The organism is Salinibacillus kushneri, assembly GCF_900111405.1.
Classification (GTDB): Bacteria; Bacillota; Bacilli; order Bacillales; family Alkalibacillaceae; genus Salinibacillus; species Salinibacillus kushneri.
In genome coordinates this window covers 251,631-265,441 of the sequence record NZ_FOHJ01000002.1, presented here as the reverse complement: position 1 = coordinate 265,441, position 13,811 = coordinate 251,631, and the positions used below count along the sequence as shown (strand labels likewise).

15 protein-coding genes are annotated in these 13,811 nt (G+C 36.8%); 4 read left to right on the top strand and 11 right to left on the bottom strand.

The genetic code is table 11. From position 1 onward, the window contains the following. Positions 1-56: 56 nt before the first annotated feature. Positions 57-1,322, bottom strand: a complete 1,266-nt coding sequence (locus BMX63_RS03730) for an ABC transporter permease (protein ID WP_093132110.1) — start codon at positions 1,320-1,322, stop codon at positions 57-59. Further along, positions 1,315-2,214, bottom strand: coding sequence for an ABC transporter ATP-binding protein (locus BMX63_RS03725; protein WP_093132108.1), 900 nt, complete (start codon positions 2,212-2,214; stop codon positions 1,315-1,317). The genes BMX63_RS03730 and BMX63_RS03725 overlap by 8 nt, the downstream gene beginning before the upstream one ends. Positions 2,215-2,387: 173 nt before the next feature. On the opposite strand from BMX63_RS03725, the gene BMX63_RS03720 reads away from it, so the two are divergent. Beyond that, positions 2,388-2,573 carry a YhzD family protein gene (locus tag BMX63_RS03720; RefSeq protein WP_093132106.1) on the top strand — a complete coding sequence of 62 codons (186 nt, stop codon included), beginning with the start codon at positions 2,388-2,390 and terminating at the stop codon, positions 2,571-2,573. Positions 2,574-2,676: 103 nt separating this feature from the next. Here BMX63_RS03720 and BMX63_RS03715 read toward each other — a convergent pair whose 3' ends face one another. Both BMX63_RS03715 and BMX63_RS03710 read right to left on the bottom strand, forming a co-directional pair. After that, positions 2,677-3,030, bottom strand: coding sequence for a YlbF/YmcA family competence regulator (locus BMX63_RS03715; protein WP_093132104.1), 354 nt, complete (start codon positions 3,028-3,030; stop codon positions 2,677-2,679). A gap of 66 nt (positions 3,031-3,096) precedes the next feature. Beyond that, the gene (locus tag BMX63_RS03710) at positions 3,097-4,233 is read right to left on the bottom strand and encodes a DUF445 domain-containing protein (RefSeq protein ID WP_093132102.1); all 1,137 of its coding nucleotides are present in this window, start codon (positions 4,231-4,233) and stop codon (positions 3,097-3,099) included. 198 nt (positions 4,234-4,431) lie between these two features. Here BMX63_RS03710 and BMX63_RS03705 point away from each other — a divergent pair, with 198 nt between their 5' ends. Then, positions 4,432-4,629: a hypothetical protein gene (locus BMX63_RS03705; RefSeq protein WP_093132100.1), complete on the top strand. Its 198-nt coding sequence runs from the start codon at positions 4,432-4,434 to the stop codon at positions 4,627-4,629. A 136-nt stretch (positions 4,630-4,765) separates the two neighbouring features. On the opposite strand, the gene BMX63_RS03700 is transcribed toward BMX63_RS03705, so the two are convergent. The 3 genes from BMX63_RS03700 to fumC all read right to left on the bottom strand — a co-directional run bounded on the left by BMX63_RS03700 (position 4,766) and on the right by fumC (position 6,993). Beyond that, on the bottom strand, positions 4,766-4,945 hold the full coding sequence (locus BMX63_RS03700) for a hypothetical protein (RefSeq protein ID WP_220083813.1): 180 nt from the start codon (positions 4,943-4,945) through the stop codon (positions 4,766-4,768). Between the two features lie 188 nt (positions 4,946-5,133). Next, positions 5,134-5,349 carry an alpha/beta-type small acid-soluble spore protein gene (locus BMX63_RS03695; protein ID WP_093132095.1) on the bottom strand — a complete coding sequence of 72 codons (216 nt, stop codon included), beginning with the start codon at positions 5,347-5,349 and terminating at the stop codon, positions 5,134-5,136. A gap of 255 nt (positions 5,350-5,604) precedes the next feature. After that, positions 5,605-6,993: a class II fumarate hydratase gene (gene fumC / locus BMX63_RS03690; RefSeq protein WP_093132092.1), complete on the bottom strand. Its 1,389-nt coding sequence runs from the start codon at positions 6,991-6,993 to the stop codon at positions 5,605-5,607. A 220-nt stretch (positions 6,994-7,213) separates the two neighbouring features. Here fumC and BMX63_RS03685 point away from each other — a divergent pair, with 220 nt between their 5' ends. Continuing rightward, positions 7,214-8,131 (top strand): zinc dependent phospholipase C family protein, encoded by a 918-nt coding sequence (locus BMX63_RS03685; RefSeq protein WP_093132089.1) that lies wholly within the window; start codon positions 7,214-7,216, stop codon positions 8,129-8,131. Between the two features lie 158 nt (positions 8,132-8,289). Here BMX63_RS03685 and BMX63_RS03680 read toward each other — a convergent pair whose 3' ends face one another. From BMX63_RS03680 to BMX63_RS03665, 4 genes are all read right to left on the bottom strand, one after another. After that, positions 8,290-9,558, bottom strand: a complete 1,269-nt coding sequence (locus tag BMX63_RS03680; RefSeq protein WP_093132087.1) for an MFS transporter — start codon at positions 9,556-9,558, stop codon at positions 8,290-8,292. Between the two features lie 162 nt (positions 9,559-9,720). Next, complete coding sequence (locus BMX63_RS03675; protein WP_245732706.1) at positions 9,721-10,614, bottom strand: M15 family metallopeptidase; 894 nt, start codon at positions 10,612-10,614, stop codon at positions 9,721-9,723. Between the two features lie 82 nt (positions 10,615-10,696). Continuing rightward, positions 10,697-12,178 (bottom strand): methyl-accepting chemotaxis protein, encoded by a 1,482-nt coding sequence (locus tag BMX63_RS03670; protein ID WP_093132083.1) that lies wholly within the window; start codon positions 12,176-12,178, stop codon positions 10,697-10,699. Positions 12,179-12,303: 125 nt separating this feature from the next. Continuing rightward, on the bottom strand, positions 12,304-12,546 hold the full coding sequence (locus BMX63_RS03665) for an IDEAL domain-containing protein (protein ID WP_093132081.1): 243 nt from the start codon (positions 12,544-12,546) through the stop codon (positions 12,304-12,306). Positions 12,547-12,930: 384 nt separating this feature from the next. Between BMX63_RS03665 and BMX63_RS03660 the strand changes: the two genes are divergently transcribed. Beyond that, positions 12,931-13,800 (top strand): cation diffusion facilitator family transporter, encoded by an 870-nt coding sequence (locus tag BMX63_RS03660; protein ID WP_093132079.1) that lies wholly within the window; start codon positions 12,931-12,933, stop codon positions 13,798-13,800. Positions 13,801-13,811: the final 11 nt, after the last annotated feature.

Below are 13,811 nucleotides of genomic sequence, written 5' to 3'. Positions count from 1 at the left end.
AAATCTTTAAAAGAAAAAAAGAGCTCCTTATGCTACCTAAGGAACTCTTATTAGTATTATTCTTTCTTCGATAATTGCAAAGCTTTTCGAATATCTTTTATGGAAGTTGATGCCCCATACATCAAGACGCCACCTTTATATACTTTCGCGGCAATATTAGCCAATATAAATATTGTAAGGATTAATATTCCCATCGATAAAGCAATTTCCCAAAATGGAGTATTTAGCATACCTACGCGAACAAACATAATAATCGGCGTAAAGAATGGAATATAAGAAGTAATCGTTACAAACGATGCAGTCGGATCATTTAAACCATACATTGCTATCATAAAGGCAGCAATGATTAGAAGCGTCATAGGTGTTATCATTTGATTGACCTCTTCTGTTCGACTAACAAGGGAACCTAGCATTGCAGCAAGCATTGCGTAGAGCAGGTATCCTAAAAGGAAGAAAACAACTGCATATACAATCGTACTAACTGGAGTTTCCCCTAATCCAAGATATTCAAAAATGCCCCCTACCAGTTCACTTTGGTTCGTCTTCAAAGACGCGTACCCAATTAAAATAATTAAGCCAAACTGTGTCAATCCTAAGAGGGCGATTCCTGCAATTTTGGCAAACATTTGAGTTATAGGTGATACGCTTGAAACAATAATTTCCATCACTCTTGAGGACTTTTCCACTGCCACTTCACTGGCAATCATATTTCCATACATCAGAACAGCAAAGTAGATAAGAAAAATCATAAAATAAACAAGACCTCTTGCCTGGTTTAATTCTTCTGTTGATCTCGCTTCCGCTTGTAAGGATTCCGTTTCAATCGATACAGGAGCAAAAATTTGCTGAACCGTTGCCTGATCAATTCCTGCCTGTTGTGTAATCATTTCGGTTTTAACCTGACTTAAACTTTGCTGCAATACATCAACAACATGGTTTGTTTCAGCTATACTCATTGCATAAAAATGAGCAGCAGGCAGCCCCTGATCATTAAGAGTTAACTGGGCATACCCTAAAAACTCATCGTCTTTCACGGCCTCTTTTGCTTCTTCTTCAGTCCCCGCAAATTCGGTTACTTCAATATTTTCATCCATATTTGTCAGCGATGTTTCAAGCTTGCTGTAGGTCTGATCTGTATCATCAATCACCGCTATTGTCTCTGTATGATTTGCGCCTTCTCCATCATCAAACCAATCCAAGATATTTTGGAAATTAGCCAATCCAAAAATAAGCACTAGTGTAATTAAAGTTGTAATGATAAAGGACTTGCTTTTTAAATGGCTCGTATAAGTAAAACCTAGAATCGTCCAAAACTTACTCATAGGATGCACCTACTTTCTCGATAAAAATATCATTTAAAGAAGGCTCCTCTATGTCAAATGTTCGTACGAATCCTTTATCCTGGATGGCTTCAAATATATATTGAGAAATACCTTCATTTTCTACCTGAACCTCACAGCCTTCTGGTAAAGACCGGTACCGTAATACACCTGAAATATCCTGAATGAAGGAAACATCAAAATCCGCCCGAACCCGAACGTTTTTCTTACCAAAATCCCGTTTAATTTGACGTAAGCCCCCATGAACTACTGGACTGCCCTTATGCATAATACAAAGATGTTCACATAGCTCTTCTACATGTTCCATTCGGTGGGACGAAAAAACAATAGATGTACCTTGTTCTTTTAAATCAAAAACAGCCTTTTTTAACATCTCAACATTAACTGGATCAAGTCCTGAGAAAGGTTCATCCAATATAAGCAGCTTGGGCTTATGAATGACAGCACTTATAAATTGGATTTTTTGTTGATTACCTTTAGACAATTCTTCGACCTTTTTTCCTTTGTATTCAGGGACTTTGAAACGTTCAAGCCAGTAATCTAGCTGTTCCAGTGCCTCTGATTTATCCATACCACGGAGGCGACCTAAATAGACCAGCTGATTTTCCACCTTCTGTTTTGGATATAAGCCTCTTTCTTCAGGTAAATATCCAATTAGATGACTTTTATTATAATGAATTGGCTCCTCATCCCATTTAATCGAACCGTCTGTTTGCTGTAATAATCCTAAAATCATACGAAAAGTAGTGGTTTTCCCCGCACCATTCGCACCTAAAAAACCAAAAATTTGACTCTCTGGTATTTCAAGCGATAACTGATCCACCGCCGTAAAAGAACCAAATTTTTTGGTTACTCCCTTTAACACTAACGTCATGACTTTCTTCTCTCCTTCCATTCCACTACTATAGATTACGACAACATTATAGGGAAAGTTTCACGTATTTACAATGTAATTTCCAATGTGAGAAGGATTTTTACATTTTTTTAAGAATATGTATTACTGAATAGTCATTCATGATTTAGACAGATGATGAGGAGGGATAAACAATGGGAACATATTATTTAACGGTTTATGACAAGGACGGAACCAATTTGTTGGATGATACATTAGAAGCAAAGAATGACCAGGAGGCCAAAAAGATTGGTCAGCAATTATTAGAAGAGAAAGGTTATGAAGAGCACACACACCGATGTGTTTCACCAAATGGTCATCTCGTTTTATTTCATCGTTAAAACTCCTCCGCTAGTGGTCGGTGGGGCTTGATGTGTCCATTCATTTACTATACCATAAAAAACTCATGGCAGCCGTTAAAGACTGCCATGAGAACCTGTTATATTATTGTTGATCATTTTGACCATATAGTTCTTCCAATGGTTTCGTAATGATTTGACTGATATCATTAATGACATTGTTTAGATGCTGTTCTTTTTCCATTAGTGAAGAAATTTTGGAATCCTGTTGAACAAGTTCAACGGTTTTTCTTGCTTTTTCTACTTCCTCATCAGATATATCCTCACCCTGCATTTGTTTCTGCTGGAGTTCCATTTGTGTATTTCTAAAATCTTCGAACATTCTTTTCGAAGATTCATCACTCATCACAGCTTCATAGGCTTCTTTAAGTCCTTGATATTCATCACTAGCCCTTAACGCTTTTTCTAAATCATAAGCTACATCATACAAATTCGACATGATTAACCTCCTAAATATTTATACTGTTTAACCTTACCAGACATTTACTTCCATGTATAGGATGGACTAGGTAAGAATGAGTACAATAATAGCTTGGATAAGGCCAATGAACCCACCTAATAAGGCTCCTAAATAAGTAATCATTTTTAATTCACGCCGGGAAATCCCCAGTACCATGGTCTCGAGCCTTTGAACTTCAAAGTTTTCAACTTGATCTTTTACTAGTTCCTCAAGATTTAACCTGTTCATAAGTAATTGTATATTTTTCACCAAATAAGCCTGCAACATCGTTACAAAATGTGGAATCAGCTGGTCATTAATTACAGATTGATATTGTATAAACAAAGTTTTCACAGGTGTCTGTAATAAATGATGGTACGGAATGATGTTTGCAATCTTACTAGCGACACGAGTCTTAATTCGATTAGATAAAAGCATTGATTCTATTTCGTGAATTTCTCTATCCTGTAGTTTTTCCCATTCTTGTTCTATTAACCCCTTTACCATAAATCTGGCATCGTCTGATTGTAAATATTGAGAAATAGCAGGTTGAATTCGGTCTGCTAAACCATCTCCTCCCAGAAAAGACGAAATCATATTTCCAAAAAATCCAGAGCCTCCTAGATACCCTTCCGCCAAACTTCCAATCTTTTGCTTACCTGCTTCACTTCTGACATACTGATCTGCTTTTCCTAATATGTACGAAGTGAATTCAGGAATATATTCTTGACTTTTTTCCGCAACCTCACTTGGGAGTAAAGATCGTAACGTATGACGCTTATTTGTCAGAAGCCACTGGTTTATTTGCTTTTCAATAAATGCAGCTGAAATTTTTTTTAATTCTTTTTCTGAAAGATGGATATTGAGCTGAATAAGAAGATCCTGTACGGTCATATTTCGTTTCGCAAACCGTTCTACTTCCTTTTTAAGCCAGGTAACAACTTGATTGTAAAAATACTGATTTTGGAATTTCTTTTTCATCCCCTCAGGAGTTAAAAGATGTTTTACGACTGTGTTGCCCATTTGTCGAGCTAATTCTGATTGTCGCTTCGGAATTAGACCAGGCGTAAAAGGTATCTTAATATTGCCGATATATTTAGGCGCATATGGCCTAAATAGCATTTTTATGGCTAAAGAATTGGTCATTCCTCCAATTGCAGCACCAATAATAATCATAAATAAAAAGGTAAAAAATATATCCATGTATCAATCTCTCTCCTACTTTTTAAATCCTGCTATAAGTATAATACACTTCTTTATCATGTATAAACATCATACATAAGAAGCATTCATATTCATCGAAGTGTAATGTATAAAAGTACCTGTTATATCGTTCCCGCGGAATACAAAGATTAAAACCAGAGGTAAAATTCCATTTAGTACAAAGAAAGGAGAATGATCATGCCCGGTCCATCTCGAAAAGGGAAGTTTAAGGATAGCCGTGCAAAATATGATGTAGACGTTAATCGGATGATTAATGAAGGAATGGCAGGCGGTGATGTAAATCAAACGCAAAACCGAATACAAATTGAACAGGCCAGAAAATTACCGGAAAATGATCATGATTTTCCTGATACTAGACCGGCTGATAATGAATAATCATTCGTATAGAAAACAAAATTGGGAAGAGTACTCACTTTGCTTTGGAGCTTGATGTGGCCATTCACAGAGCTCCAATTTTATTTTCTGTACCACAAAAAAGAGGCCGGAACTTGTTTAAATTAAGTTCCGACCTCTAACTTCTGACCTCTTTTACCGATAATTCCACTTCCGAATCACATGATAAACAATGGTAAACATGAACACACAAATGTTTTTCCTTTGAATCTAAAACACCATCAACCATTTTGGCATCTTCTTCTTCCCAATAAGGACTGTAATCATCATAATAATCAACCACTCGACCTCGATCCATCATCGGTCCTTGACATACCTCACAGGTTTTTTCCAATTTTGTGAGACCGTTACACACTGGACAAACATACATGATGCCTCACCCCATTTTTTTAATTACGTCAGAGGCCAAAAGTTGGTTGTTGCAATCTTTAATTTTTATGTAAGGAGGAGAGATCAAGAGATCCCTCCTCTTTATTCCAACTTTATTTATTGTTGTCCAGATTGGCCACCCATTTGTTGTTGAGCAAAAGTTACAAGACGCTTAGTGATTTCACCACCAACAGAACCGTTTGCGCGAGAGGTAGTATCAGCACCAAGATTAACACCAAATTCTTGAGCAATCTCTGTTTTCATTTGGTTAATTGCCTGATCAGCTCCAGGTACAACTAATTGGTTGCTGTTGTTGCTGTTGTTGTTTGCCATTGTTTATCACCTCCTGTGTTAATTATTGTGGACAGGAGGTAGTAAACATATGAGTAATTTTGATTGGTAAATTTTTTACTTATTGACGGTTGATTTCCAGATCTCGTAGCTTAGGAAGGACCTTCTGTTCTTTTGGCTAGCTGTGGCTCTTAGATTCAAGCAGACATAGGCAGAATCCACTACGTGGTAAAAGGCCCACCACTACGTGTATTCTGCTTATGCTATAGTAACTAACCAGTCGCCTTCGCTTTTCTTCTAAGCATTAGGTTTTGTCATTTTTTTGGGATCTACATATTCATCAAATTGTTCTTCGGTTAGCTGTTCTAATTCCAGCGCAGATTCTTTGAGGGTTAAGTTTTTCTCAAAGGCGTTTTTAGCAATTTTAGCAGCATTTTCATAACCAATATGTGGATTTAATGCTGTAACAAGCATGAGAGAGTCGTTTACGTATTCTTTGATTTTTTCCTCATTTGGCTCTAAACCTACTACACAACGGTCATTAAAGGAAACCATACTGTCAGCTAATAATTGACTGGATTGCAGGAAATTATATGCAATAACAGGCTTGAAGACGTTTAATTCGAAATTTCCTTGACTGGCTGCCATCCCAATCGCAGCATCATTCCCCATCACCTGAGTTGCGACCATGGTTACAGCTTCACTCTGAGTTGGGTTGACTTTTCCTGGCATAATAGAGCTTCCTGGTTCATTCGCTGGTATTGTAATTTCACCAATACCACAACGAGGACCACTGGCTAACCAGCGAACATCATTGGCTATTTTCATAAGATCAGCCGCTAAGGCCTTTAATGCTCCATGTGCATAAACTAATTCATCATGACTTGTTAAGGCATGAAATTTGTTTGGTGCAGAAATAAACGTTTTATTCGTATATTGATTGATAAACTTACATACTTTTTCAGAAAAGTCAGGATGAGCATTTAAACCGGTTCCAACCGCTGTACCTCCAATGGCCAGCTCATAAACATGTGTTAAGCTATTCTTAATCATACTCTCTGTTTTTTCGAGCATACGATACCAACCACTAATTTCCTGGCCAAGCGTCAAAGGAGTAGCATCCTGCAAGTGGGTACGTCCAATTTTAACAAGGTCTTCATATTTCCTGGATTTTTCTTCAAGCGTTACTTTCAGCTTCTCTAATGCTGGTAGTACTAAATCCTCCAATTTCAATACAGTAGCTATGTGCATAGCCGTTGGAAAGGTGTCGTTGGAGCTTTGTGATTTATTGACATCATCATTTGGATGAAGCCGTACCTCACTGCCCTGTTCTTCGAGCCATTGATTGCCTACATAAGCAATCACTTCATTTGTATTCATATTTGACTGAGTACCACTACCTGTTTGCCAAACAACTAATGGAAAATGTTCATCCAATTTACCCTCAATAACCTGATTTGCCGCATATGTAATGGCGTCAGCCTTTTCTTTTTCCAATAAACCAAGCTCTTCATTTGCTTTAGCTGCACTCTTTTTTAAAATCGCGAAAGCACTTACAATTTCCCGTGGCATCTTTTCACCGCCAATAGGAAAGTTCTGTTTACTTCTTTGGGTTTGAGCTCCCCAATATTTGTCCGCAGGGACTTTCATTTCACCTATAGTGTCTTTTTCAATGCGATAGTCCATCTTCTTTTCCTCCTTATACCCCTTTATAGACTACTTACTCTTTTACCTTACCAAATGTTTTGAAAATTGCCTACTTGTAGACATAAAAATGTTAGATAAACCTCTTCTTTTTTGCCTTACGTCCTTTATAATATACATATAAAAAGAAAAACTCCGTAAAAAGGTTTGCTTTTCTCTTTTAAACAAAACGCTGGAAACTAGATAGAAAGGCGGGTCGTACATGCCAAATATATGGACCCACATTATGTTTTGTGAGGATGTAATGGTTTCATTAAATGACCCAGTCCACCTTCAGGACGCACAAGGGTTTTTAAACTTAGGTGCCCAAGGTCCAGATCCATTTTTCTATCACAATTTTTGGCCCTGGAAACAGGATGAGCACATAAATGACATTGGGAAACGACTTCATACTGAAAAATGTGGTCCCTTTTTAATGGATATGATTCAGTCAGGTATAGTGAAATCAAAACCAACTAAAGCTTATATTTTAGGATTTGTAACACACCATATATTAGACAGAAATGCACACCCCTATATACACTACCGGGCAGGATACCAAAAGAATAAGCATCAGGAGCTTGAAGTGCTTATCGATACCTTAATGATGAAGAAGTTTCGTAATCTTGATACATGGAAGGTCCCGGTATATAAAGAAATAGATGTTGGTTCAACACTTGATCATGAAATTAGTGAGCTTTTAAGTACTACAATACTTCATCACTTCCATGAGCATGCGCAAAAGCTTCCCGAGGATTTTGTTCAGCTTTCTTATCGGGATATGAAACGGGCACTCAAAATTTTATTTGATCCATATAGCTGGAAAAACCACCTCCTGGGTTCGATGATTTCTCCTTTTTCACATCAGCCTATAAAAAATGACAAAGATTATCTCAATGAAAACCATTCAACCTGGCATCATCCTGCTACAAATGAACCACATCATGAAAGCTTTATTGACTTATATAACCAAGGAAAAAAAGAAAGCCTGGAAACCTTATATGCCATTATAAAGTACTGGGAGGATCCAAATTCTCACAATGAGCAGATAATAACAGATCTTATTGATAATATTTCGTATGATACGGGAAAGCCGTTAGCCGAAAACCTTGAAAATCGATACAGTAGTCCGATTGTGTAATAAGAAAGAGGCTGGGAAAAGTTTTTTATCAAAGAACAACTTGAACGAAAACAAACGATGATGTTGCATAAATTTGCTCTGTAAATATCCTTAGTTAAAGTCGTTCATTGTTTTTCTTTGCAGTTAATCGTCCTTGTTACGTCCCAGACTCTTTCCTATTATTTTGATGCTTCCAGGGCTTCCTGTTCCCCTTTTTCGATATTTACCATTTGCAATAGTATAATCCCTACAATAAAGAAGGTTAATAAAGCTAGAATACCAAGACGACTTGATCCAGTTATCTGTCCAACCAAGCCAAATACGAAGGGCCCAACAATAGCAGCAAATTTGGAAGAAATCCCATAAAATCCATAAAACTCGGCTTCCTTTTGACGGGGAACCATTCGGCCAAATATAGAGCGACTAAGGGCCTGTGAGCCCCCTTGAACAAATCCTACACAAACAGCAAGCAAATAAAAGTGCAGAGCCGAAGACATGAAGTATCCTAATATGACAATAGCTACATATACAAGCAAGGCTAAAGTTAACGCTTTTTTGGGATGAATTTTTCCAGCTAACCAGCCAAATAAAAAGGTACAGGGGATGCCCACAAACTGGGTAATTAATAAAGCAACAATTAAATCATTGGAAGCAATGCCTATTTCCCGTCCATAAACGGTTGCCATTCGAATAATTGTGGATATACCATCATTAAATAACCAAAAAGCAATTAAGAAGAGAAATAATTGCTTAAAATTTCGTAATGAACGAAACGTAGTCCCTACACGTTGAAACCCGATAACAAGGTAGGATTGGTCTTTTTTTTGTTTAGACCGCTTCTCCTCCTTTACATTTTTAAAAAGCGGAAGTGAAAAGAGGAACCACCAGATTCCCACAGATGCTAAAGCGGTTTTGGTTGCTGTTGCGACATTTGGAAAGCCAAACATTTCGTACTGTAAAATCATCAAAATATTAATGAAAAGAAGTACGCCTCCACCTATGTAACCAAAAGCAAAGCCTGACGTAGATACTTTATCCATTTCCCCTTTATCAGCAATTTCAGGTAAAAAAGCGTCATAAAATACATTCCCTCCGGAAAAACCTACCGATCCAATCACCATTAAAATCGATGCAAATAAATATTGCCCTTCACCCACAAATGCAAAAAGAATGCTTGCGATAATCCCCATATACGCAAAGAAGCGTAAAAATTTCTTTTTTGCTTGTGAATAGTCACTAATAGCTCCTAAAACAGGTGAGAGTACAGCAACTATAAAAACAGCAATAGATTGGGTATAACCCCAGTAGCTCGTCGCCATCTGGTCTGTTAAATTTGAGGCGTAATAGTCAGAATAAAATACCGGTAATACAGCGGCCATCATGGTTGTAGCAAAGGCAGAATTAGCCCAGTCATAAAGCATCCAGCTTTTAATAGCCTTCTTCTTCATATTAGAACACCCCCATCACTTTCCTTAAGCATAGCAAAAAATTTCATATAATCGTTTAAAAATTTGATTATTTACAAACATTTTAAAAAATGATATACGTTTTCTTGACTTCATGCACGAAGAAAACCCAAATCCTCAGGGATTTGGGTTTAGGAAAATCCATTACTGGTTTGTTTTCTCTTTTTCTTCAGTGTATAATCCAAAGAATTCTTCCAGGGTTGTTTGCTGCTCATGAATTTCCTTGGCCATTTCCTTACCTACATAACGAATATGCCAAGGCTCGTAACTGTATCCTGTAATATCAGCGTCGCCTTTCGGATAACGAATGATAAACCCATATTCGTGAGCATGATCCGCAAGCCAATCTCCTTCAGGTGTATCACGAAAATCTTCTACTAAGTTAAAGGAAACACCAGCAGAAGAAACATCCATCGTTAGACCCGTTTGATGTTCACTATGTCCTGGTTTTGCGGAGTATTTATTTGCATGCTCCAGCCCCTTTGTCTCCACATTGTAATTATAAATCGTTTCCTGTCTTTGATAGGAGCGATACCCTGAAACAGCCACTAAATCAACTCCTGCCTTTTCTGCACCTTTAAATAGTTCCTCTAAAGGGCCTGCAGCCACTTCTCTTATTTGTCTCTTTTCTCTCCATTTATCAAAGGAAAAAGGCACGTTCGGTTCGACAAGATTTGGTGGTTCAAATCCATCAGGCAATTTTCGTTGTTTATTAACAACTAAATCAATTGCTGTAGGATCTGATATCGTTACAATCCCATTTTGATCTGGTTCTTCATCTTTCTTTGCAGTTGATTCTTCTTTAGCACTTTCTTTATTCTCATTTTTAGAATCGTTCTCTTTCTCTGACTCTGCTATATTTTCCTCTTCTTTATTTCCTTCTTGATTATCTGCTTTCTGCTCATTTTTTTTATCCTTTACCTGCTCAGAATTTGAGGCTTTATCATTCTCATCACCTTGACTAGCCTGTTTACTCTGACAAGCAGTAAGTACCATAATAACCATCATAAGAACAGCTAATATAGGCTTTATTTTCATCATATTCCCCTCTAATCATGTTGTATTACTATTATAAATATAACATGTAAAATAGGGTTTAAGATAGCGCTGATTTTCTAGTTTAATCGTTTTGGTGGTCTTCCAAAGCAGACATAGCCTGACTTGTTTGTTCAACTGCTTGCAGTAATTTCTCCTGTCTTTTCAGATGCTCCTGCACTGTTGTTTGCATTTGTTCCATCGTTGCCGTTGATTCTTCCATTAGGGATGCAAGTTCATTAACGGATTGATCAATACCATCTGAAGAATCTTGAATAATTTTCGCCTCTTGTCCAAATTCACGTAATTGATTAATAAAAATATTAATGTTTTTACCTATTTCATTTAAAGAATGGGTGACCTCCCGTGTTATAGACAAACTCTCCATTAATGTTTCATCATTAATCTTTACATGATGATTGGTTTCATTTGCATCCTCTTCAATAACTTTTAAGGTTTCATCAATTTGTCTGGCTGTCGAATTTGAGACCTCGGCAAGCTTTCGAATCTCATCGGCTACAACCGCAAATCCATTTCCGGAATCTCCTGCCCGTGCTGCTTCAATACTTGCATTAAGCGCTAATAGATTTGTTTGTTCAGCTATATCCTGTATTTGATTTGTAAAACCTGTAGCTTCTTTAATTTTTCCAGTCAAAACGTCCATATTTTCCTGCATGTTCTGAAAGGATTGTTGAAAACCTTCCATCGTATTGGCAAGCTCTCTTAATGATTTTTCACCTGTATTTGAGGAAGACCATACTTCCTGACCAGCCTGACCTAAGTCCTCGAATGACTTCATCATTTGCGAAATTTTATCATTAGATTCTCTAGTTAACGAAGTGATAGTTGAAATTGACTCAACTTGAGATTCGGATGCGCCTCCAATTTCCTTGAAGGACTGGTCCATTTCGCGCATAGCCTGTGATTGTTCATAACTGCTTTCATTAATATGCTGAATCGATTGATGTACAGTCTGAGCTGTTTTTTGAATCTGGTTATTTTGCTGTTTACGATCAGCTAATAATTGATTGGATTGATCCAAAGATTCCTGAACTCCCTTCAGCAATTCCTTTGCAATTTTTACTTGTATATATAATAAAGAAAAAACTAATATATAAAATACTAAAGTCATAACAATAGCGCGGCTGGAAAATCCAATAATCTCGCCCTTCATCACAATAAAATATACCAAAATGCCAAGTCCCAGTATGGCGCCAGTAGTTAGAACTCTAAGTGATAATGAAATCGTAGCAACAGCCAGTAAAAAGAAAACAAATAACATATTCGTCACGTAATCTGAGCTATGAATGATGACAAGTGAAACGATCGTAATTCCTGTAATGGCTAAATAAGGAATCATATGAGTCATAAAGTCCTTGATATGCATAGGTACAATAAGCGCAACGATTAGTCCACCAATACCACCAATCCCAATCATATTTACCAATGGGGCACCCACTGCAATTTCAGCCCCAAGGCCCAGTATAACCCCGAATGTTAGTACCTGTAACAAAATACGATTTTGTTTCCGTTGAAAGTAGGTTTGATTAAAAGTATTCGCTTTCATTTTGACCCTCCATCCCGATTACTCTTACTATCTAATTCGCCAACATTTGACATATCCCTCTAAAAAAAATCCTTTGTCATTTAAAATGACAAAGGATGATAACAATCGCAATTCCTGAACAGCTTTTATTCTTTTATATAAGGTTGATACGTCTTACTTAACTTATGAAATTCTGCGCGATTGTCTGTATCAATGGCTGAATTAATTTGTTTTTCAATTCTTGCTTTATTGTGACTAAACATCATTTCATCTAAAAATAATCTTGAAGCTAATTTAATTTCATAGGAAATTTCTTTTTTAGCTTTAAACGGTTGAGGCGAACAGCTTTCATACTTTACTAAAATGTACGATTGCTTCTGTTTTTTCACGGAACATCCCCCCTTGTTCCCTTTTTACTATTATCTAAGAAAATCAGAATTTTTGCAATAATCTCAAATGAATTTTTATTCCCAAAATCTCATTTTCATAACAAGTATAATCATGATAAAGAATATAACGATTGGTTTATTCATTAAAGTATGTTAAAAGTTCTTTTCCCTTTTAAACGGATGTCATAAACCTTAAAAAATTAATGATGTTGTCAGGAAAAATGTTACATGAAACCAATACATCGAAAATCCAAGGTTTATCCCCAAGCCATTCGAACAAAATATTATGGAAGAATGATTAAAACCCCATTTCACTCTAGACCTGAATAACATGGTTTGTTACGCTATATATTACGAAATGCACCCTTATCGGAGGAAACGTCCATGCAGGAATACTATGATTTAAAACGGGGAGAGAAAGGTGCTTGGCTAAGTATTGGAGCTTATTTATTTTTAGCCAGTCTTAAACTCATCATTTCTTTCATCGCAGGTTCCCAGGCTTTAAGAGCTGATGGTTTAAATAATGCAACAGATGTAGTGGCATCGATAGCTGTCTTAATCGGCCTAAAAATTTCTCGTAAACCCCCAGATCAGGATCATCACTACGGGCATTTTCGAGCAGAATCCATTGCCTCTTTAGTTGCTGCATTTATTATGATTACAGTTGGAATTGAAGTAGTGATTAACGCATTTACAAAGCTTGCCCAAAACAACTTAGAAGCCCCGAATATGCTTGCCGGTTACACAGCTATCTTTAGTGCGATTGTTATGTTTGGTGTTTATCGATACAATTTATTTTTAGCCAAAAAAATTAAAAGCAGCTCTTTATACGCTCAATCTCAGGACAACCTATCTGACGCGCTTGTTAGTATAGGTGCCTTTGGAGGTATCATTGGAAGTCATTTCGGATTACCTTGGCTGGACCTTGTTGCAGGAATTATAGTAGGGTTTATTATTTGTAAAACTGCTTTTGATATCTTTAAAGATGCATCGCTCACACTAACGGATGGCTTTGACAGTAAAGAGATTAAACAGATAAAAAAGGGAATGGAAAGGGTAGACGGAGTTAAAGAAGTAAAAGATATAAAAGCAAGATTACACGGAAATCAAATCCTTGTCGATGCAACGATATTAGTCAATCCAAATCTAACAGTAAAAGAAAGTCATCAAATCACAGATAATGTAGAAAATTACCTAACCGAAATATTCGGTATCCAACATACACATATACACATAGAACCTTATAAAGAATAATAAGAAAAGCG